We start from the raw sequence: 20,332 nt of genomic DNA on the forward strand, positions 1-20,332 counted from the left end.
GGCCTGGTGGAGGGCGTCGAGAAGTTCCGGAGCGGTGGCCTGCAATCCCCGCGCCGCGTCAAACAGCGCTGACACCGTCGACGGACCCGTATCAGTGCTGACAATCGAATTCAGTTGATCGATAAGACGATTCAACTGAACCGCGCTGCCCAGCAGCTTCGTCCGTCGGTGGTCGGTGGCAGCGCCCAGGGCGGCCAGAATTCCGACCGACCGGTCCTCACGGCCGCGCCCGGCGGCCGCCAGCAGGTCGCGCAGCTTGCTGATGGTGGTCTGGAACAGCACGGTCGGTAGTTGAGTGTCTTCGTGGATATGCGCTCCGGCGCGGATGATGGGTCCGGGGCCGGTACCCAGCAGTTGAACCGACGACACTGCGAAGACGTTGCTGGGCACCACCCGAGCTGTCACCGCCGCCGGAATCGACTCGGCGTACTCGGGCTTGAGATCGATGTGCACATAGTTGGGTCGGCCGTGGGCTGCCGGAACGACATCGTTGACCATGCCGACGAGTACGCCGTGATACTTCACGTCTGACTTCTGTGGCAGGCCGTCACCGACGTTGACCAGATCGGCGATCACACGGACATAGGCCTTGAGCCGCCCCGTCGACTTGTACAGCAACCCGACGGTAAGCAGCGCCGCCACGACCGCGACCGCCACACCGCAACTGAACAACTGCCGATCCGACGGGCCCCGTCCGTCGACATCGAATGAATTCGGTTGGCCTGTCAAGCTAGCCGCCGAACCTTGCGCCCGCATCCACTCCCCACAGCGCCATGGTGAGCAGCATGTTGACCATGATCATCACGGTGATGCTGGCCCGCATACCGTGGCCCGCTGCCACGCCGACGCCCTCGGGTCCGCCACTGGCGTAGAAGCCGTAGTAGCACTGGATGGTCGAGGAGATCCACACGAGGATGATGGCCTTGCCCAACGAGTAGAGGATGTCCTTGCCGGCCAGCATCAATGAGAAGTAGTGCAGGTAGGACCCGGACGAGCCGCCACTGCTGACCTGCACCACTACCTGAGTCGTGAGGTAGCCGATTGCCAAGCACGCGGCGTACAGCGGAACCATCGCCATGACGGAGGCGATCAGCCTGGTGGTCACCAGATACGGAATCGGCCGAATGGCAATAGATTCCAGCGCGTCGATCTCTTCGGCGATCCGCATCGAGCCCAACTGCGCGGTGAATCGGCAACCGCCTTGCATGGCGAATGCCATCGCGGCCATCAGCGGCGCCAACTCGCGCGTATTGACCAGGGAGGAGACGAAGCCGGTTGCCGGTCCAAGGCCGAGCAGGTCCAGGAAGTTGTAGCCTTCGATGCCTACCAGCGCGCCGACCGTCATACCGAGTACGACGGCCACCCCGGCTGTCCCGCCGCCCACCACGATCGAGCCATTGCCCCAGGTGATGTTGGAGAGCAGTCGCAGGAATTCGCCGTTGTACTGACGCAGGGTGAGCGGTATGGCGACCAGTGCCCGTACGAAGAAGACCAGCATGTGGCCGAGTCGACCGATCGGCTTGGTGCCGCGCCGGTAGAGACGAAGGAGGCGCCCGGTAATGGGCGCCAGCGGTAGGTAGGGGGAGGCCGTCACGTTACAAACCGGTCCTGGGCGACAGCATGATGTAGAGCTGACTGATAACGACGTTGACGATCATCAGCAGCAGAATCGATTCCACGACAGCGGCATTCACCGAGTTGGCCACGCCGGTGGGGCCGCCCTTGGTGGACAGCCCCTTCTGGCTGGACACGATGGCGACGATCGCGCCGAAGATGATCGCCTTCAACAACGCAAGGATCATGTCGCCGGTGGTGGCGAACGAGGCGAAGGTGGACACAAAGCTGCCCGGCGCACCGTCTTGGAAGTACACGTTGAACATGTAGCTGGCAAAGAACCCGACGAAGCACACCACGCCGGTGAGAGCGACGCCGATCATGATGGCGGCGGCGAAACGCGGTACCACGAGGCGGCGTATCACCGAGACGCCCATCACTCCCATGGCATCGGTCTCTTCGCGCATTGTTCGCGAACCCAGGTCGGCGGTGATGGCCGAACCGACCGCTGCCGCCATCAGGACGGCGGCCACCAGCGATGCCCCCTGCCGGATCACCGCGAGTCCGCTGGCGGCGCCGGCCAATGAGGTGGCGCCGACCTGGCCGGCGAGCAGCGCGAACTGGATGGACAGCGTGACGCTGATCGGGAGCGACACCAGAATCGTGGGGAGCACGGCCGTCCCCGCCATGAATGCGCCCTGCCGGACGAACTCCTGCCACTGGAATCGTCCGGTGAAGAGGTCGATGAAGAAGAACTGGATCGTGCGCACGCCCAGGACGAACTGTTCACCAACGGTTCTCAGCGACGCGAGTGGGTGACGATCTACGTAACCAACCGCCCAGTCGCCAATAGCGTTGATGCCGTCATCCTGACGCTCATCCTGTACGGCCGGCTCTTGTAGGGTCATTTCAGCGGGGCCGGAGAGCTACGAGCAAACAAAATTGAGAGCGTCGCAGGTCTGAATGCGATTTCATCGGCGCGCTCCCCACCAGTTGCTCCGTGAGTTGCCGAGCGGATGGTGTCGGGTGTCGTTGAGCGAGCTGCCTTTTCTGGATACCCGTACTCCCGCAACTCCGCAGCTCAATCCGGTTTGCGGTCTCACCGTAGCCTAGTTGATAGGCACTTTCAATAGTGTAGAGTCACTCACTTACGGTCCTCTTGGGATCGCTTCAAAGGTGTTCGAAAGCCGGACTGCGGAGGTGCGTGGGTGACCTCAGCAAATGTCGAGTCGCTTCGGGACCGGCGGCGCGCCGAACTACTTCTGCAGATTCAACACACCGCCCACGAGTTGTTCGCCGAACGCGGATTCGCCGCGGTGACGACGGAGGACATTGCCGCCGCGGCCGGGATCTCGATCAGCACGTACTTTCGGCACGCGCCGACCAAGGAAGGGCTGCTGGTGGACCCGGTCCGCGAGGCCATCAGCGACATGCTGGATTCCTTTGGTGCGAGGCCGGCCGGCGAATCAGCGGTCGAAGTCCTGATTCAGCTGTTCGTCACCCATGCCAGGGAGGCCAGCGAAGGCAGCCACCTGGACACCTGGCAGCGAGCGATAATGACGGCCCCGCACCTGCTGAGCAAGTCAACCCTCATTCGGGAAGCCGATCAGCGCAAGTTCGTCGAACATGTCGCGACCCGGATGGGTGTCGACCCCTCCGTCGACATCCGGCCCGCGCTGATGGTCCATACCAGTTTGGCCACAGTGAAATTCGTGATCGACCGCTGGTTGACCGCGGGACCGGGGCCGGAACATCCGGTGCACGTCTACATGGAAAAGGCGCTGCGGATCACGCTCGCCGGGTTCGAATGACCCGGCTGGGGGCCACTGGGGCTCGCTTGGGGGGCCACTGGGCCCGCTTGGGGTCCCGGGGCAAACAAAAGGTCAGAGGGTGAAAACACCCTCTGACCTGTGGGGTGAGTGACGGGACTCGAACCCGCGACATTCAGGATCACAACCTGACGCTCTACCAACTGAACTACACCCACCACGGCCACCGGCCGACCCTGTCGGGATCAACTAGCGGCGACGTCGATATTAACCGGTCGACGGCTCGTCAGCCGAATTGATTGTCTCGGCCGACGCCGTGTCCCCCTGAAGATCACTGACCACAGCCGCGATTTCGCTGGTAGAGGGCCCGGGCGGGGGTACAAATGCGGTCCGCCGGTAGTACTGCAGCTCCTGAATCGACTCGTGGATGTCGGCCAACGCCCGGTGCGCCAGGCCCTTGGGCGGCTGCCCGAAATAGATGCGCGGGTACCAGCGTCGGCAGAGTTCCTTGATCGAGCTGACGTCGATCATCCGGTAGTGCAGGAACGAGTCCAGGGCCGGCATGTCCCGGGCGATGAAGGAACGGTCGGTGGCGATCGAGTTGCCCGCCAGCGGCGCCGTCTTGGGCTGTTTGACGTGCTGGTTGATGTAATCGAGGACCATCGCCTCGGCGGTGGCCAGGTCGACCGTGGAGGCCCTGACCTCGTTGGTCAGCCCCGAACGGGCGTGCATCTGCGCGACCACGTCGATCATCGACGTCAGCGAGGCTTCCTCGGCATGGATGACGACGTCGATCCCGTCGCCCAGGATATTCAGGTCGGCATCTGTGACCAGGGCGGCGATTTCGATCAACTTGTCCGAGCCCAGATCAAGCCCGGTCATCTCGCAGTCAATCCACACCAGTTCGTCACGCACAGCGCCCAAGCGTAAGCCCACGTCAGGCCCCGCCTGCGCACCCCCCGCAAAGTAGTGTGATGCATGCCGCACAGCGAGGGGAATCCGATGAGCACCGAATCCGAAACAGGACCCGCCGCACGCATCGCGGCCGGCTACGCCGTCGCAGGCCAAGCGCTGGAACTGGGCACCGTGGTAGTGGACGGGAAAGTCGACCCGGCGGCACAGATTCGCATCCCGTTGGCCACCATCAACCGACATGGTCTGGTCGCCGGGGCGACTGGAACCGGGAAGACCAAGACGTTGCAGCTGATCGCCGAGCAACTCAGTGCGGCGGGGGTTCCGGTGTTCATGGCCGACGTGAAGGGTGACCTGTCGGGGCTGTCGCGTCCGGGTGAGGGCAACGACAAGACCGCCGCGCGGGCCAAGGACACCGGGGACAACTGGGAGCCAACGGGATATCCGGTCGAGTTTCTTTCGCTCGGCACCGACGGAGTGGGAGTCCCGGTGCGCGCGACCGTCGCAAGCTTCGGACCCGTCTTACTGTCAAAAGTATTGGGCCTCAACGCTACTCAGGAGTCGACGCTGGGTCTGATCTTCCACTGGGCAAAGCAGAACAACTGGCCGCTGGTCACTTTGAACAATCTGCGGACCGTCATCAGTCATCTGACCAGCGACGAGGGCAAAGCCGACCTGAAATCTCTGGGCGGGGTGTCATCCGCGACGGCCGGTGTCATCCTGCGGGCCCTGGTGAATCTGGCCGGCGAGGGCGGCGAGACGTTCTTCGGCGAGCCGAAACTGGACCCGAAGGATCTGCTGGGCATTACCGAGCAAGGGCAGGGCACCATCTCGTTGCTGGAATTCAGCGGTCAGTCACTGCGTCCGGTCATCTTCTCGACCTTCCTGATGTGGTTGCTGGCGGACCTTTTCGTGCAATTGGACGAAGTCGGCGACATCGACAAGCCCAAGCTGGTGTTCTTCTTCGACGAGGCGCACCTGCTGTTCAGCGACGCGTCGAAGGCCTTTCTCGAGCAGGTTGAGCAGACTGTCAAGCTGATCCGCTCCAAGGGTGTCGGCGTGTTCTTCTGCACCCAACTGCCCACCGATCTGCCCAACGACGTGCTGTCCCAGCTGGGTGCGCGGATTCAGCACGCACTGCGGGCATTCACCCCCGACGATCAACAAGCCCTCAGCAAGACCGTCCGCACCTATCCCAAAACCGATGTGTATGACCTGGAGTCGGCGCTGACAGCACTGGGCATCGGTGAGGCCGTCGTTACCGTGCTCTCCGAAAAGGGCGCACCGACACCGGTTGCCTGGACGCGGATGCGGGTGCCGCGATCGCTGATGGCGGCTATCGGCACGGACGCCGTCGCAGCCGCGGCCAAATCCAGCCCGCTGCAGGAGAAATACGGGCACACGACACCTTCGCAGGACGAACCCCCGGCACGCCAGTCCCCGCCGGCTGGTGAGCCTGACCAGACGCCTGCAACAACGGATTCCACGGTTCCGCCGATGCCCGCGCCCTTTGAGCCGAAGGGCCCCGGCAGGCTGGAGGAAGTGCTGAACAATCCGACGGTGAAAAGTGGCATCAACACCGCGATACGCGAGATCGTCCGAAACTTGATGGGCAACAAGCGTCGTCGCCGGAAGTAACGGTCAGCCGCCGCCCAACTTTTTGTAGAAAGCGCCCACGATCGGCGCGACGATGGCCCGCGGCGCGTAGCCACTCGCTACCGACATCGCTTTGGACGTCACCCCGGGCACGACGCGCATCTTGTTGCGCTGCAGCGCATCCAGGGACACCTGCGCGGTGTGTTCGGTCGAGATCCATAAGAAGTCCGGTACCAGCTTCTCCACCAGGGACATCTCGTCCGGATCGGGCAGTTCGGTGCGTACCGGTCCGGGAGCCAGCAGCGTGACGTGCACGCCGGAGCCGCGCAATTCACCGCGCAGGGATTCACTGAAAGTGTTTGCGAAAGCTTTGGTAGCCGCATAAGTGGCGTTGTAGGGGATAGGCGAATTCCCTGCCGCGGAACCGGAAATCAGAATGCCACCGGCTTGCCGTTCCACCATGCCCGGCAGCACCGCCAGCGTAAGGTCATGCACGGCAACGGCATTCAACTGTACCTGAGCCTTCTCGCCAGCCGGCTCGAGGTCGGCGACGGCGCCGAACGTCGCCGTGCCGGCATTGGCGCACAGAATCGAGATCGGCCGGGTGGCCAGTTCCTCGCATAATGCGGCGCGTTCGGACGGGTCGGCGAGGTCGGCCGGTCGCACCTCGACGGTGACCCGGTATTTGTCCGACAGTCGACCGGCGAGGTCGTTGAGGAGTTCCGCCCGGCGTGCGGTGATGATCAAACTGTGGCCGCGGGCGGCGAGTTCGGTGGCCAGCGCCTCGCCGATGTTTTGCGAGGCTCCGGTCACAACGGCGCGCGCATCAGGGCTGGGGGCAGGAATCGGCATGACGACGATGGTAGACACCCGTGCGACGGAGCCGGACGCAGCGCGTCGCTGCCAATAGCAATAGAGTGCGTTGATGATTGACCGGGAGTCGGATTCAGCCGAACACCATCGTTCGGTTGCCGACCCGGAAATCCTGCAGAAGACGTTCGAGGGCGGGTCTGAAAATGTTCAGGCGCGGCCAGGCGGGTCGTATTACGCCACCGCTCCGCTATCTCGGGTGGTGGCGTGGGCGATGTGGGACTGCGGCCAAACCGGCCTGAGTGCAATCACGGCGACTTTTGTGTTCTCGGTGTACCTGACCCACAGCGTCGGAGCGGGCGGTGCCCTGGGGGCTTCGCCGCTGAGCTGGTTGGGACGCACCGCGGCCGCGGCAGGCGTGGCGGTCGCGGTGCTGGCGCCGCTGGTGGGGGTGTGGGTGGAATCTCCGCACCGTCGCCGAGTGGTCCTTGCCTTGCTGACCGGCACGTCGGTGGCGCTGACCTGCTCGATGGCGTTGATCCGCGATCAACCGGGCTACTTTTTCGCCGGCCTGGCGTTGTTAGCGGCGACAGCGGCATGCGGTGACCTGGCCAGCGTGCCCTACAACGCCATGCTTCGTCAGTTGTCGACGCCACAGACCGCCGGCCGGATTTCGGGATTCGGCTGGGCGGCTGGCTATCTCGGCAGCGTCGTGCTGTTGATGCTGGTCTACGGCGGATTCGTGGTCGGCGATGGCGACCATCGCGGGTTTTTGCACCTGCCCGTCGCCGACGGCGCCAACATTCGCGCGGCGATGCTGCTGGCCGCCGTTTGGATGGCAAGCATGGCGCTGCCGCTGTTGCTGTTGGCCCACCGCCTCCCGGACGCCGGTGCCGACGCGCACCCGACAACAACCCTGCTTGGTGGTTACCGCAAGTTGTGGTCCGAAATCAGCTCCGAGTGGCGCCGCGACCGCAACCTCGTCTACTTCCTCGTGGCCAGCGCATTGTTTCGGGACGGTTTGGCCGCGACTTTCGGTGTCGGTGCCGTACTGGGCGTCAATGTGTACCACCTCGCCGAGGGTGACGTGCTGATCTTCGGGGTGGCCGCGCTGGTCGTCGCCGCACTCGGCGCCGTGGTGGGCGGGTTCGCCGACCACCGGATCGGATCCAAACCGGTCATCGTCTTCTCCTTGACCGCGATCCTGGCCGCCGGACTGGCCATGCTGGTCCTGTCGGGCCCACTGGCTTTCTGGGTGTGCGGGCTGTTGTTGTGTCTGTTCATCGGGCCGTCGCAGTCCTCGGCCCGCACGCTGTTGCTGCGCATGGCGCAACCAGGGAAAGAGGGTGTCGCCTTCGGTCTCTATACGATGACGGGCCGGGCGGTGTCGTTCATGGCGCCCTGGCTGTTCTCCGTCTTCGTGGACGTGTTCAAGGCGGATCGGGCGGGGCTGGGCGGCATCATCGTGGTGCTGCTCGCGGGATTGCTGGCGATGCTGTTCGTGCGGGTGCCGGCGCCGTCGAACTCAGAGCGGCGCGTCGCAGATGGTTAAACCCTGGCCGGTGCGCTGGCGCACCTGAACGCCGGCCACCGTGACCGAGCAGGTGACATTGTGGCCGATGTTGACGATCGTGACACTTGCCGGGTGAGTGGTGGACGTCGACAAGCTGACCTGCTTGCTCCACGGCAGCGTCACGTTGAATTCGGTCTGGATCAGGTCGCCGGTGTCGAGGTACATGACGCTGATCGCGCGGCCTTCCCCGGTGATGCTGTAGACGACGGTCTGCATGGTGCCTGGGTTTGTGGGCGCGCCGGGGGGTGTCGTGGTACCAGGTTCGGTCGTCGTGGTGCGCGGCGGTCTCCTGGTGGTCGACGGAGGGGACGTCCTGGTCGTCGGAGGCACAAAAGTGGTCGAGGGCCCAGGCATCGGCGGCAGCGGCTCGATGGCGGTCTGCTGCTTCGACGACCCGTTGACGATGACCAGCGCGATCACCAGGCCGATCACCACCAGCACCGAGGCGCCGGCAAGGAACCACAACCACCGCGGTGAGCGGGGTGGCGGTGTTCCCTCCGGCGGTTGGCCATCCGCGGGCGGTTGATCCTGCTGCCAATACTGAGGTGGCAACTGCTGGGTGGAGTTGGGTTGATAGGCGCCCGGCGCCCAGGGGGAGCCCCCGCCGCCGTAACTGGCGTAGGGCATCTGATCGGCGTAAGCCGGGTAATCGATGGCTGAGGAGTCGGAATAATCCTGCGGCCACGCCGAATCAGACCCCGGTTGAGGGGGACCGAAATGCTGAGGGCGCTGTGGATCGTTCATGTCCACTTCGCAGGGTACCGGGCATTGCCGGGGACAGGTCTCGCGCGTGCCCTGCCTGGCCGAATAGTCCCTGCGCTCAACGATGGCCCGCGGTCAGTGCCGCGATCGTCATGGCCCTCATCACTGCGCGCGAGTGCACCGCTCGTCCGGCCGGTTTGGCGTCGGCCGCTTTCATGCTGTGCGGGGTGGAATTCAGCAGTCCGAATACTGCGTGCGCCATCAATCGGGCGTCGGCTTCGGGCAGGCCCGGATTGAGCTCGCGCAGCACACCTACCCAGATCTCCACATACTGCCGCTGGGCTTTGCGCACCTGACGTTCCGCGGGCGCGGGCAGGTGCGCCAGATCGCGGTCCTGGATGCGGATGAGGTCCGGTTCACCCAGCGCGAAGTCGAGATGAAAGTCGATCAGGCCGTCCAGGGTCGCGGCCGCGTCGTCGCCGCGATCGGTCACTGCTCGCGCACCGGCGAGCAGGCTGGCGCTGATCCCCACCAGCAATTCGACCAGCAGCGACTCCTTGTTGGGGAAATGGCGGTAGATCGCCGGACCACTCACACCGGCTGCGGCGCCAATGTCTTCCAGTCGCACCGCTAGGAAACCTCGTTCGGCGAACAGCCGCTCGGCGGCCGCCAGCAGCTGCAGACGCCGGTCGGACTTCAACTGGCTGCGCCGATTTGGTGGCTCCGGCTGAGCGGGCTCACGGTCCGGGACGGACGCTGGCATAACGGCCTCCTGGACATCTCGGTTAATCGTCACTAACGTAGCATCCACGCCCCGGCCGGAGGAACCATGTCGACCACCGATGCCGCAGAACACAATCCGCTCTCCTACGAATGCGGTCCCAACACACCCCCACTGCTCGATGCCACCATCGGCGCCAATCTGGCAGACACCGCAACGTCATTCGGGCACCGCGACGCGCTTGTGGATGTAGTGGCGGGCCGCCGTTGGAGCTACGCGGACCTGCTGACGGACGTGCGCCGGCTGGCAACGGGGTTGCTGCGGGCCGGCATTCGCCCGGGTGAGCGGGTCGGCATCTGGGCCCCCAACCGGTGGGAATGGGTGCTCGTGCAATACGCGACCGCCGAAATCGGCGCGATCCTGGTCACCATCAACCCGGCGTATCGGGTGCGTGAATTAGCCTATGCGCTCCGGCAATCGGGCGTGGCCATGGTGATCGCGGCCCCAGGTTTCAAGGACGCACGCTACGGCGAGATGCTTGCCCAAGTGGCGCCTGCGTGTCCGTCGCTGCGCGACGTAGTGCTGATGGAGAGCCCCGGCTGGGATGAGTTGACTGGCGCCGGGATCGATCTGGAAGCCTTGCGGTCGGTAGCGCAGACGCAACAGCCCACAGATCCGATCAACATCCAATACACCTCGGGCACAACGGGATTGCCAAAGGGCGTGACTCTCAGTCACCGCAATATCCTCAACAACGGCTACCTGGTGGGCGAGTTGCTCTCCTACGACGAACAGGACCGCATCTGCATCCCGGTGCCCTTCTACCACTGCTTCGGCATGGTGTTGGGCAATCTGGCGGCCACCAGCCACGGGTCCTGCATCGTCGTCCCTGCGCCCGGCTTCGATCCCGCCGCAACCTTGCGCGCGGTGCAGGCCGAACGGTGCACGAGCTTGTACGGCGTACCGACCATGTTCATCGCCGAACTCAGCCTGCCGGACTTCGAGGGCTATCGGCTGGAAAGCCTGCGCACCGGAATCATGGCCGGCGCGGTGTGCCCGGTCGAGGTGATGCGCAAAGTAATCGAGCGGATGCACATGCCGGAGGTGTCCATCTGCTACGGCATGACTGAGACGGCTCCAGTCTCGGCCCAGACCCGCAGCGACGATTCTTTCGAACGGCGCGTCGGCACTGTGGGTCGGGTTACTCCGCATCTGGAAATCAAGGTTGTCGATCCCGCCACCGGCGCCATGGTGCCCCGCGGTGTGGCAGGCGAATTCTGCACCCGAGGCTATTCGGTGATGACGGGGTACTGGGACGACGAGGCAAAGGCCGCAGAGGTCATCGACGCCGACGGATGGATGCACACTGGCGACCTGGCCTCGATGGACGCGCAGGGATACGTTCAGATCACCGGCCGGCTCAAGGACATCGTGGTACGCGGCGGCGAGAACATCTCGCCACGCGAGATCGAGGAATTTCTGCTCACCCACCCCGACATCGTCGACGGTCACGTGATCGGGGTGCCCGACGCACGCTATGGCGAGGAACTCATGGCGGTGGTCAAGTTGCGCGACGGGTCGGAAATGACGAGCGCGCAGTTACGCGAGTTCTGTCGGGGGGCGATCGCGACGTTCAAGATCCCGCGGTATCTATGGGTCGTCGACGACTTCCCGATGACTGTCACCGGCAAGGTGCGCAAAGCGGCGCTACGGGAGCACGCGATCGATTATCTCGAGGGCGCCTCATAACCGCTGCTAGGCGGGCCCCTCGCTGGACGCGCCCGGGACGGGAATGGTATTCTCACTGTCCAGTTAATGATTATTAACTGAAATCGGAGGCTCTGCGGCAATGGACAAGGTGGTGGCTACCGCTGCGGAGGCGGTAGCGGACATAACCGACGGGTCGTCACTGGCCGTAGGGGGATTCGGGCTGTGCGGCATCCCCGAAGCTCTGATCGCGGCGTTGGCAGACAGCGGCGTGACCGATCTGGAGACGGTCTCCAACAACTGCGGCGTAGACGGCATAGGCCTTGGGGTATTGCTGCAACACAAGCGAATTCGTCGGACCATATCGTCATACGTGGGGGAGAACAAAGAATTCGCGCGCCAGTTCCTTTCCGGTGAACTCGAGGTCGAGCTGACCCCGCAAGGCACGCTTGCCGAGAGGTTGCGCGCCGGGGGCATGGGGATCCCCGGCTTCTATACGCCGGCCGGGGTGGGCACCCAGATCGCCGACGGTGGACTGCCCTGGCGCTACGACTCATCAGGAGGGGTCGCAGTTGTCTCGCCACCGAAGGAGACCCGCGAATTCGACGGGGTCAACTATGTGTTGGAACGTGGTATCCGCACCGACTTCGCGCTGGTGCACGCCTGGAAGGGCGACCGGCACGGCAACCTCGTCTACCGGTACGCGGCGGGCAATTTCAACCCGGAGTGCGCACCCGCAGGGCGGATCACCATCGCGGAAGTCGAGCATCTCGTCGAACCGGGCGAGATAGACCCCGCCACTGTGCATACGCCGGGTGTTTTTGTGCAGCGCGTCGTCCACGTGCCGAACCCGGAAAAGCGAATCGAGAAGGAGACGGTGCGCGCATGACCAACTCGTCCTGCGCCGAGCGTGAAGCTGGCGTCACAGTCGGCGTCGAGCGTGACGCCAGCGTCACGTTCGAGTACCCAGCGAGGAGCGTCGGATGACGTGGAGTAGAGACCAGATGGCCGCCCGGGTGGCCAGCGAATTCGAGGACGGCCAGTACGTCAACCTCGGCATCGGCATACCCACCCTCATTCCCAACCACATCCCCGACGGCGTACACGTCGTGCTGCACTCGGAGAACGGAATCCTCGGCGTAGGGCCTTACCCGCGCCGTGAGGACGTCGACGCCGATCTGATCAACGCGGGCAAAGAGACAGTCACCACCCAGCCGGGCGCGTCGTTCTTCGGCTCGTCGACCTCGTTCGGAATCATTCGCGGTGGCCACCTCGACGTGGCTGTCCTTGGCGCCATGCAGGTTTCGGCCTCTGGGGATCTTGCCAACTGGGTGATCCCGGGCAAGATGGTCAAGGGTATGGGTGGGGCGATGGATCTGGTGCACGGGGCCCGCAAGGTGATAGTCGTGATGGACCACGCCGCGAAGGACGGCAGCCCGAAGATTCTGGAGCGGTGCACGCTGCCGTTGACCGGAGTGGCCTGTGTGAACCGGATCGTGACTGAACTGGCGGTGATCGACGTCCGCGACGACGGCCTGCACCTGGTCGAGACGGCGCCGGATGTGTCGGTGGAAGAAGTCATCGCAAAAACCCAGCCGCCCCTTCAGATTTCGAGCTTGGCGTCAAAGTGACCACGGTGACCTCAGCACCATCGTTCGCCGACGAGCACCGTCGGCTGGTTGCCGAACTGAACGACAAACTGGCCGCCGCCGCCCTGGGCGGCAACGAGCGGGCCCGCGAGCGCCACGTCAGCCGAGGCAAGCTGCTGCCCCGCGAACGTGTAGACCGCCTGCTCGATCCGGGCAGCCCCTTCCTCGAACTTGCCGCGCTGGCCGCCAACGGCATGTACGACGACGAATCCCCGGGTGCTGGGATCATCACCGGCATCGGTCGGGTGTCCGGACGCGAATGCGTGATCGTCGCCAACGACGCGACCGTCAAGGGCGGCACCTACTACCCGATGACGGTGAAGAAGCACCTGCGCGCCCAAGAGGTCGCACTGCAGAACCTGCTGCCGTGCATCTACCTCGTCGACTCCGGCGGCGCTTTCCTGCCCCGCCAGGACGAGGTTTTCCCGGATCGCGAACACTTCGGGCGGATCTTCTACAACCAGGCGACCATGAGCGCCAAGGGGATTCCGCAAGTCGCGGCGGTGCTGGGCTCCTGCACGGCGGGCGGGGCCTACGTGCCCGCGATGAGCGACGAAGCCGTCATCGTCCGCGAGCAGGGCACGATTTTTCTCGGCGGCCCACCCCTGGTCAAAGCGGCCACCGGGGAGATCGTCACGGCCGAGGAACTCGGGGGAGGGGACCTGCATTCGCGGGTTTCCGGCGTCACCGATCATCTGGCCGATGACGACGAAGACGCGTTGCGAATCGTGCGTTCGATCGCCGCGAGCTTTGGACCACGCGAGCCGGCCCAATGGGAAGTGCTGCACACCGTCGAGCCCAGACACGCGCAGATAGAGCTTTACGACGTCGTACCGCCGGATCCAAGACTTCCCTATGACGTCCACGAGGTCATCGTCCGGCTCGTCGACGGCGGCGAATTCAGTGAGTTCAAGGCCAATTACGGCAAGACGCTGGTGACAACCTTTGCGCGCATCCACGGCCACCCAGTGGGCATCATCGCCAACAACGGCGTCTTATTCAGCGAATCCGCCGTCAAGGGAGCGCATTTCATCGAGCTGTGTGACAAGCGGAAGATACCGTTGCTTTTCCTGCAGAACATCGCCGGCTTCATGGTGGGGCGTGACTATGAGGCAGGTGGCATCGCCAAGCACGGCGCCAAGATGGTGACAGCAGTGGCCTGTGCCCGGGTCCCGAAGCTGACGGTGGTGATCGGCGGATCGTATGGCGCCGGCAACTATTCGATGTGCGGCCGGGCGTATTCGCCCCGCTTCTTGTGGATGTGGCCGAATGCACGGATCTCGGTGATGGGTGGCGAGCAGGCTGCCTCTGTGCTGGCGACCGTCCGGGGGGAGCAGCTTTCGGCGGCCGGCAAAGCCTGGTCAGCCGAGGAGGAAGAGGCGTTCAAGGCGCCCATTCGTGCCCAGTATGAGGACCAGGGCAATCCCTATTACTCGACCGCCCGTTTGTGGGATGACGGCATCATCGACCCAGCCGACACCAGGACCGTTGTCGGGCTCGCACTTTCGGTGTGTGCCCACGCTCCGCTGGAATCGGTCTCCTACGGCGTCTTTCGGATGTGACATGTTTGACACAGTCTTAGTGGCGAACCGCGGTGAGATCGCGGTACGGGTGATACGGACGTTGCGTCGCCTCGGTATCCGATCGGTTGCCGTGTACAGCGACGCCGACGTCGACGCCAGACACGTCCGCGAAGCCGACACTGCCGTCCGACTGGGGCCGGCGCCGGCGCGGGAGAGCTACCTGGACATCAGCAAGGTGGTCGACGCCGCGATCCGTACCGGGGCGCAGGCCATCCATCCGGGTTACGGATTCCTCTCCGAGAACAAGGATTTCGCTGCCGTATGTGAGCGGTCCGGGGTGGTTTTTCTCGGGCCGTCCGCGCACGCGATCGAGGTGATGGGCGACAAGATCACCGCTAAGAACGCTGTTGCCGCATTCGATGTGCCGGTAGTACCCGGCATCGCGCGGCCCGGCCTGAGCGATGACGAACTCATCTCGGCTGCCGATGAGGTGGGTTACCCAGTGCTGGTCAAGCCCTCCGCCGGCGGCGGCGGCAAGGGGATGCGCCTGGTGGAGGATCCGGCACGTCTGGGCGAGGCCTTGGTCAGCGCTCGGCGCGAGGCGGGGTCGGCCTTCGGTGACGACACGTTGTTCTTGGAACGCTTTGTGTTGCGCCCCAGACATATCGAGGTCCAGGTTCTCGCTGACACGCACGGAAACGTGGTGCATCTCGGAGAGCGTGAGTGCAGCCTGCAACGTCGCCATCAGAAGGTCATCGAGGAGGCCCCCTCCCCGCTGCTCGATGAGGCGACCCGGGCGCGCATCGGAGCGGCGGCGTGCGACACGGCCCGCAGCGTGGACTACGTCGGCGCCGGCACGGTGGAGTTCATCGTCTCGGCGGACCGGCCCGACGAGTTCTTCTTCATGGAGATGAATACCCGACTGCAGGTGGAACACCCTGTCACCGAAGCGGTTACCGGGCTGGATCTCGTCGAGTGGCAGCTACGCGTGGCTGCGGGAGAGAAGCTCGGGTTTGCTCAGGACGAGATTGAGCTGGGCGGGCACGCGATCGAGGCCCGGGTCTACGCAGAGGATCCTGCGCGGGGATTCCTGCCCACCGGGGGCCGGGTGCTGCAGGTTGGGGAGCCGTCCGGACCTGGTGTGCGGGTGGACTCTTCGCTGATGGCGGATACCGTCGTCGGTAGCGACTACGACCCAATGCTGAGCAAGGTGATCGCCCACGGGGCCGATCGTGCGCAGGCTTTGGCGCGACTCGACCAGGCGTTGTCGCAGACAGCTGTCCTGGGCGTGCAGACCAACATCGAATTCCTGCGGTTCCTGTTGGCCGATCCACGGGTGCAGGCAGGTGACCTCGACACCGCTCTGCTGGACCAGCGGTTGGCCGACTTCGAACCGCTGCCGGCCCCCGACGACGTGTTCGCTGCCGCCGGGCTGTACGTCCAGTGGCAGCTTGAACAACGCGCCCGCGGCAGCCTGTGGGCGACGCCGACCGGATGGCGCGTCGGTGCTGCGGCGGCACCGGTTCGCACCGCGATGCGCACCCCGCTGCGTACCGAGACCGTGTCCGTGTGGGGGTTGCCGGGATCAGCCACCGTACAAGTCGGTGATGGCCAAACCACCACTGCGGCTGCCCACCTTGAGCACGGTCAACTGATGGTTGCTCTGGACAGCCTGCGTCGGGAATATCGGTGCGCGGAAGCTGACCGGCATCTGTGGATCGCTGACGAGCGCGGAACGTGGCACATCCGCGAAGCCGAGGAACATAAGATCGACCGGGGTGCGGGGGACCGGCCGGCCGAGGTGGTGAGCCCGATGCCGGGGAGCGTCATCGCGGTACAGGTCGACTCGGGCACTGAGGTGTCGGAGGGTGACGTCGTGGTCGTCGTTGAGGCGATGAAGATGGAACATGCACTGGCCGCGCCTGTTTCGGGTCAGGTCGAGGTATTGGTGGCCGTCGGGGACCAGGTGAAATTCGAGCAGGTGCTCGCCCGGTTCATCCCGGCCGAACAAAGCGCCGAACAAAGCAAGGAAGAACAATGACGACAACGATCAGCGCGGGAACGATACCCAAGGAATACGCCGAACTTCGCGACACCGTGGCCGATTTCGCGCGCACGGTGGTCGCACCGGTCTCGGCCAAACACGACGAAGAGCACAGTTTTCCCTACGAGGTCGTTGCCAAGATGGCCGAAATGGGCTTGTTCGGCCTGCCTTTCCCGGAGGAATACGGCGGCATGGGCGGCGACTACTTCGCCTTGGCGCTGGCGCTGGAGGAACTCGGCAAAGTCGATCAGTCGGTGGCGATCACCCTGGAAGCCGGTGTCGGCCTGGGCGCGATGCCGATCTACCGGTTCGGCAGCGAAGAGCAGAAGCAGCGATGGTTACCCGACCTGGTCGCTGGGCGCGCGCTGGCCGGATTCGGGCTCACCGAACCCGGTGCCGGGTCAGACGCGGGCGGCACCCGCACCACCGCCCGCCTCGACGGTGACGAGTGGATCATCAACGGCAGCAAGCAATTCATCACCAACTCGGGCACCGACATCACCTCGCTGGTCACCATCACCGCGGTGACGGGCAGCCTTGCCGACGGCAAGAAGGAGATCTCGACCATCATCGTGCCCAACGGCACCCCGGGCTTCACTGTGGAGCCGGTCTACAACAAGGTCGGCTGGAACGCGTCGGACACTCACCCGCTGTCCTTCGACGACGCACGCGTACCTGCGGAGAATCTGCTGGGGGTCCGCGGGAAGGGGTACGCGAACTTCCTGTCCATCCTTGACGAGGGCCGCATCGCGATCGCCGCGTTGGCCACGGGTGTGGCGCAAGGCTGTGTCGACGAAAGCGTCAAGTACGCCAAGGAACGTCAATCGTTCGGTCAGCCGATCGGCTCGTATCAGGCGATCAGCTTCAAGATCGCGCGGATGGAAGCGCGTGCCCATGTGGCCCGGACGGCTTACTACGACGCGGCGGCAAAGATGTTGGCAGGGCAGCCCTTCAAGAAGGAGGCGGCGATCGCGAAAATGATCTCTTCTGAGGCGGCGATGGACAATGCGCGCGACGCCACGCAGATCCACGGCGGATACGGGTTCATGAACGAGTACCCGGTGGCGCGGCACTACCGCGACAGCAAGATCCTTGAGATCGGTGAAGGCACCACCGAGGTGCAGTTGATGCTGATCGCTCGATCGCTGGGGCTGTCATGACCGCCGAAAGTGATTCTGGCGACGCAGTATCGGCGAGTCGCGTCGCAGAATCCACACTCGGCGAGTCGAAGCGGATTGTCCAGCGCGGTTTGTGGTTCGAGGAGTTCGAGATCGGCACCACCTACCTGCACCGGCCGGGCCGCACGGTCACCGAGGCCGACAACGTGCTGTTCACCACCTTGACCATGAACACCCAGTCGTTGCACCTGGATGCGGCGTGGTCAGCCGAGCAGCCCGGATTTCGCGGCGAGCGGCTGGTGAATTCGATGTTCACCCTGTCGACTCTGGTCGGTTTGTCGGTATCGCAGCTGACCCTGGGCACCATCGTCGCCAATCTCGGGTTCGCCGAAGTGTCGTTTCCCAAGCCGATGTTTCACGGTGACACCCTCTACGCCGAGACGGTCTGCACCGGCAAGCGGGAGTCGAAAAGTCGTCCCGGCGAAGGCATCGTGACCTTAGAGCACACCGGGCGCAACCAGCACGGCGACGTCGTCGCGCGAGCGGTGCGTACGACGCTGGTACAGAAACGGCCGAGTCAGGAGGATCCGCAATGAGTTTGCGCGACGCCGGTCCCGGCTGGTTGTTCTGCCCGGCAGACCGTCCCGAGCGTTTCGCGAAGGCCGCGGCCGCCGCCGACGTCGTGATACTCGACTTGGAAGACGGTGTGGCGGCGGCGGAAAAGACCGCTGCGCGCGCTGCGTTGCGGGATACCCCGCTCGATCCCGACCGCACCGTGGTGCGGATCAATGCCGCCGGCACCGAAGACCAGGCCCTAGACCTGAAGGCGCTGGCTGAGACCGCCTACACCACAGTGATGCTGCCCAAGACGGAGTCGGCAGACCAGGTGACCGCGCTCGCGCCGCGCGATGTGATCGCGCTGGTGGAGACGGCACGCGGTGCGGTGTTTGCCGCGCAAATCGCGGCCGCCGACGGCACCATCGGGATGATGTGGGGCGCAGAGGATTTGGTGGCCACGCTGGGCGGCAGTTCCAGCAGGCGGTCCGACGGCACCTATCGGGATGTGGCTCGCCACGTACGATCGACGACGTTACTGGCCGCGTCTGCGTTTGGCCGGCTAGCGCTCGACGCGGTGCACCTGGACATCCACGATCTCGACGGCTTGCGAGACGAGGCAGCCGACGGGGTAGCGGTGGGTTTCGATGCGACCGTCTGCATCCACCCCAGCCAGGTAGCGGTAGTGCGTGACGCCTATCGGCCCAGTGACGACAAATTAGATTGGGCGCGTAGGGTTTTGGAGGCGGCGAAGACTGAGCGTGGCGTGTTTGCGTTCGAAGGCCAGATGGTCGACTCGCCCGTGCTGCGCCATGCCGAGGCGATGCTGCGCCGGGCAGGTGCCTAGCTCTCTGCGCACATCTACCTGCCCCGCCAGCGCAACACATCCAACGCCACCGCCACGTTGACGCTGCTCTGTGCCAGCGGCCGTGGCAACAACTTGTCGGCGCGTGCGAGCCGACGCAGCAGGGTGTTGCGATGGGTGTAGAGCCGTGCCGCAGCGCGTGAGGCGTTGCATTGCTCGGCCACGAAAACCCGCACGAAATGCTGCAATTCAGCTTCAGCCGTCTCGAGGTCGCCAAGGGTGTGGCGTACGAATTCGCTGGCGCGATCGGTGTCCCCGGTGACCAGTGCAACCAGTTCTACGTCGGCGAACTGCGCGACGCGTTGCGGCGAATGCAGACGCGCCATCATCTGCTGGGTGGTGATCGCGTCGAAGTGGCTCCGACGGAATCCGTCGACACCGTCGCCCGTTGGTCCGATCGCGACTCGGACGTCGGGTTTAGCGTCGACCCAATCACGCAGCACGGCAATGTCTATGGAACCACTGGGTATCCAAACCCACCGAGTCGCCGTACTGGCTAACACCGTCAGCGGCCGAACACCAGCCGAGTGTCCGAACGCCTCGGCGGCCGCGTCCAGTCCGGCCATGTCGGCGGCCGGATCATCACTCCAAATGACGGCTGCGGTGTGCGGGCCGGTCAATGCGTAGCTGAGGCGTGCCTCGGCTCTTTTGCTCGTGATGGGTGCGCCGTCGAGGATCAGCGCAATGGTCTCGCGTCGCTCGGCATGGGTGCCGCGGGTAAGGTCGTCGAGTTCCTGGTCGATACGGGCGGCGATGCCCGCCAGCGTGGCGTCGATGTAGGCACTGATCGAACGCGAGCAGACGTCCAGCAGCTCGTGCAGTTCGGCGGGGTCGGAGGTCAATTCGAACGCGATCTCCATGAGTCGGCGCCAGGCCACGGCTTCGCCGACGCGATAGGCATCGAGGGTGAACGCGGTAAGGCCGCGGCGCGCGACTTCGCGGGCAATGTTCATCGGCTCGGGGCCGGTATTCGGCGGTACCGGAGCCCCGGGATCGCGGACGTTGGCCGCGCCCCAGAAATACATGTTGGCGCGGTTGCTTCGGCTCACCGCCGCAGCGAGCTCGGGGTCGGCGGCGATGGGCGGACTGGCCGCAAGGACTTCCGCGTCGAGTTCGTCGAGCCACTCGGCCCGTGGGTTCACAGTGATCTGCGCGCATTGCCGGATCAGCTCTCTGACCGGCGCCGATGGCCGCTTCCACCGCATTCAGCCACAGTAAAGTGCTGGTGCAAATT

19 protein-coding genes and 1 tRNA gene are annotated in these 20,332 nt (G+C 64.6%); 11 read left to right on the forward strand and 9 right to left on the reverse strand.

Annotation, left to right across the window (positions count from 1 at the left end; all coding sequences use genetic code 11):
* The 3 genes from A5636_RS05125 to A5636_RS05135 form a co-directional block, all read right to left on the reverse strand.
* Positions 1-756 (reverse strand): MlaD family protein (locus A5636_RS05125; RefSeq protein ID WP_155763615.1); only part of this gene is annotated, 756 nt, incomplete at its 3' end.
* Entirely contained in the window at positions 731-1,594 is an 864-nt protein-coding gene (locus A5636_RS05130; RefSeq protein WP_065157630.1) for an ABC transporter permease, read from the reverse strand. The genes A5636_RS05130 and A5636_RS05125, both read right to left, overlap by 26 nt.
* A 1-nt stretch (position 1,595) precedes the next feature.
* Complete coding sequence (locus A5636_RS05135; RefSeq protein ID WP_065157631.1) at positions 1,596-2,462, reverse strand: MlaE family ABC transporter permease; 867 nt, start codon at positions 2,460-2,462, stop codon at positions 1,596-1,598.
* Positions 2,463-2,762: 300 nt separating this feature from the next.
* Between A5636_RS05135 and A5636_RS05140 the strand changes: the two genes are divergently transcribed.
* The gene (locus A5636_RS05140) at positions 2,763-3,365 is read left to right on the forward strand and encodes a TetR/AcrR family transcriptional regulator (RefSeq protein ID WP_065157632.1); all 603 of its coding nucleotides are present in this window, start codon (positions 2,763-2,765) and stop codon (positions 3,363-3,365) included.
* Between the two features lie 100 nt (positions 3,366-3,465).
* Here A5636_RS05140 and A5636_RS05145 read toward each other — a convergent pair.
* Together A5636_RS05145 and orn are read right to left on the reverse strand one after the other, a co-directional pair.
* Positions 3,466-3,541: transfer RNA gene (locus tag A5636_RS05145), tRNA-His, on the reverse strand.
* 49 nt (positions 3,542-3,590) lie between these two features.
* Positions 3,591-4,238 carry an oligoribonuclease gene (gene orn / locus A5636_RS05150; protein ID WP_065157633.1) on the reverse strand — a complete coding sequence of 216 codons (648 nt, stop codon included), beginning with the start codon at positions 4,236-4,238 and terminating at the stop codon, positions 3,591-3,593.
* A gap of 87 nt (positions 4,239-4,325) precedes the next feature.
* On the opposite strand from orn, the gene A5636_RS05155 reads away from it, so the two are divergent.
* Positions 4,326-5,873 (forward strand): helicase HerA-like domain-containing protein, encoded by a 1,548-nt coding sequence (locus A5636_RS05155; protein WP_065157634.1) that lies wholly within the window; start codon positions 4,326-4,328, stop codon positions 5,871-5,873.
* Positions 5,874-5,876: 3 nt separating this feature from the next.
* Here the strand turns inward: A5636_RS05155 and cmrA are convergent, their stop codons facing one another.
* Positions 5,877-6,683, reverse strand: a complete 807-nt coding sequence (cmrA, locus tag A5636_RS05160; RefSeq protein ID WP_065157667.1) for a mycolate reductase — start codon at positions 6,681-6,683, stop codon at positions 5,877-5,879.
* Between the two features lie 232 nt (positions 6,684-6,915).
* Between cmrA and A5636_RS05165 the strand changes: the two genes are divergently transcribed.
* A complete protein-coding gene (locus A5636_RS05165) occupies positions 6,916-8,193 on the forward strand; it encodes an MFS transporter (protein ID WP_065157668.1) in 1,278 nt (425 codons plus the stop codon).
* Here the strand turns inward: A5636_RS05165 and A5636_RS05170 are convergent.
* Together A5636_RS05170 and A5636_RS05175 are read right to left on the reverse strand one after the other, a co-directional pair.
* Positions 8,167-8,958 carry an MmpS family transport accessory protein gene (locus A5636_RS05170; RefSeq protein ID WP_065157669.1) on the reverse strand — a complete coding sequence of 264 codons (792 nt, stop codon included), beginning with the start codon at positions 8,956-8,958 and terminating at the stop codon, positions 8,167-8,169. The genes A5636_RS05165 and A5636_RS05170 overlap by 27 nt on opposite strands.
* 76 nt (positions 8,959-9,034) lie before the next feature.
* Complete coding sequence (locus A5636_RS05175; RefSeq protein WP_065157635.1) at positions 9,035-9,679, reverse strand: SACE_7040 family transcriptional regulator; 645 nt, start codon at positions 9,677-9,679, stop codon at positions 9,035-9,037.
* A gap of 66 nt (positions 9,680-9,745) precedes the next feature.
* Between A5636_RS05175 and A5636_RS05180 the strand changes: the two genes are divergently transcribed.
* From A5636_RS05180 to A5636_RS05215, 8 genes are all read left to right on the forward strand, one after another.
* Positions 9,746-11,386, forward strand: a complete 1,641-nt coding sequence (locus A5636_RS05180) for an AMP-binding protein (protein WP_065157636.1) — start codon at positions 9,746-9,748, stop codon at positions 11,384-11,386.
* Between the two features lie 100 nt (positions 11,387-11,486).
* Complete coding sequence (locus A5636_RS05185) at positions 11,487-12,233, forward strand: CoA transferase subunit A (RefSeq protein ID WP_065157637.1); 747 nt, start codon at positions 11,487-11,489, stop codon at positions 12,231-12,233.
* A 94-nt stretch (positions 12,234-12,327) separates the two neighbouring features.
* Positions 12,328-12,975, forward strand: coding sequence for a CoA transferase subunit B (locus tag A5636_RS05190; protein ID WP_065157638.1), 648 nt, complete (start codon positions 12,328-12,330; stop codon positions 12,973-12,975).
* Entirely contained in the window at positions 12,972-14,555 is a 1,584-nt protein-coding gene (locus A5636_RS05195; RefSeq protein ID WP_065157639.1) for a carboxyl transferase domain-containing protein, read from the forward strand. Before A5636_RS05190 ends, A5636_RS05195 begins: the two co-directional genes overlap by 4 nt.
* A gap of 1 nt (position 14,556) precedes the next feature.
* Positions 14,557-16,557 carry an acetyl/propionyl/methylcrotonyl-CoA carboxylase subunit alpha gene (locus A5636_RS05200; protein WP_065157640.1) on the forward strand — a complete coding sequence of 667 codons (2,001 nt, stop codon included), beginning with the start codon at positions 14,557-14,559 and terminating at the stop codon, positions 16,555-16,557.
* Entirely contained in the window at positions 16,554-17,720 is a 1,167-nt protein-coding gene (locus A5636_RS05205; RefSeq protein ID WP_065157641.1) for an acyl-CoA dehydrogenase family protein, read from the forward strand. Before A5636_RS05200 ends, A5636_RS05205 begins: the two co-directional genes overlap by 4 nt.
* Complete coding sequence (locus A5636_RS05210; RefSeq protein WP_155763617.1) at positions 17,717-18,274, forward strand: MaoC family dehydratase; 558 nt, start codon at positions 17,717-17,719, stop codon at positions 18,272-18,274. The genes A5636_RS05205 and A5636_RS05210 overlap by 4 nt, the downstream gene beginning before the upstream one ends.
* Positions 18,271-19,080, forward strand: coding sequence for an HpcH/HpaI aldolase/citrate lyase family protein (locus A5636_RS05215; protein WP_065157642.1), 810 nt, complete (start codon positions 18,271-18,273; stop codon positions 19,078-19,080). Before A5636_RS05210 ends, A5636_RS05215 begins: the two co-directional genes overlap by 4 nt.
* Positions 19,081-19,094: 14 nt before the next feature.
* Here the strand turns inward: A5636_RS05215 and A5636_RS05220 are convergent, their stop codons facing one another.
* Entirely contained in the window at positions 19,095-20,303 is a 1,209-nt protein-coding gene (locus tag A5636_RS05220; RefSeq protein WP_065157643.1) for an Rv1453 family transcriptional regulator, read from the reverse strand.
* Positions 20,304-20,332 lie beyond the last annotated feature (29 nt).

The organism is Mycobacterium asiaticum (genome assembly GCF_001673315.1).
GTDB lineage: Bacteria > Actinomycetota > Actinomycetes > Mycobacteriales > Mycobacteriaceae > Mycobacterium > Mycobacterium asiaticum_B.

Coding starts and splice junctions, on each gene's coding strand:
- A5636_RS05135 (WP_065157631.1), bottom strand. CDS start 2,462: ATGACCCTACAAGAGCCGGCCGTACAGGATGAGCGTCAGGATGACGGC.
- A5636_RS05155 (WP_065157634.1), top strand. CDS start 4,326: ATGAGCACCGAATCCGAAACAGGACCCGCCGCACGCATCGCGGCCGGC.
- cmrA (WP_065157667.1), bottom strand. CDS start 6,683: ATGCCGATTCCTGCCCCCAGCCCTGATGCGCGCGCCGTTGTGACCGGA.
- A5636_RS05165 (WP_065157668.1), top strand. CDS start 6,916: ATGTGGGACTGCGGCCAAACCGGCCTGAGTGCAATCACGGCGACTTTT.
- A5636_RS05170 (WP_065157669.1), bottom strand. CDS start 8,958: ATGAACGATCCACAGCGCCCTCAGCATTTCGGTCCCCCTCAACCGGGG.
- A5636_RS05175 (WP_065157635.1), bottom strand. CDS start 9,679: ATGCCAGCGTCCGTCCCGGACCGTGAGCCCGCTCAGCCGGAGCCACCA.
- A5636_RS05180 (WP_065157636.1), top strand. CDS start 9,746: ATGTCGACCACCGATGCCGCAGAACACAATCCGCTCTCCTACGAATGC.
- A5636_RS05185 (WP_065157637.1), top strand. CDS start 11,487: ATGGACAAGGTGGTGGCTACCGCTGCGGAGGCGGTAGCGGACATAACC.
- A5636_RS05190 (WP_065157638.1), top strand. CDS start 12,328: ATGACGTGGAGTAGAGACCAGATGGCCGCCCGGGTGGCCAGCGAATTC.
- A5636_RS05200 (WP_065157640.1), top strand. CDS start 14,557: ATGTTTGACACAGTCTTAGTGGCGAACCGCGGTGAGATCGCGGTACGG.
- A5636_RS05205 (WP_065157641.1), top strand. CDS start 16,554: ATGACGACAACGATCAGCGCGGGAACGATACCCAAGGAATACGCCGAA.
- A5636_RS05210 (WP_155763617.1), top strand. CDS start 17,717: ATGACCGCCGAAAGTGATTCTGGCGACGCAGTATCGGCGAGTCGCGTC.
- A5636_RS05215 (WP_065157642.1), top strand. CDS start 18,271: ATGAGTTTGCGCGACGCCGGTCCCGGCTGGTTGTTCTGCCCGGCAGAC.
- A5636_RS05220 (WP_065157643.1), bottom strand. CDS start 20,303: ATGCGGTGGAAGCGGCCATCGGCGCCGGTCAGAGAGCTGATCCGGCAA.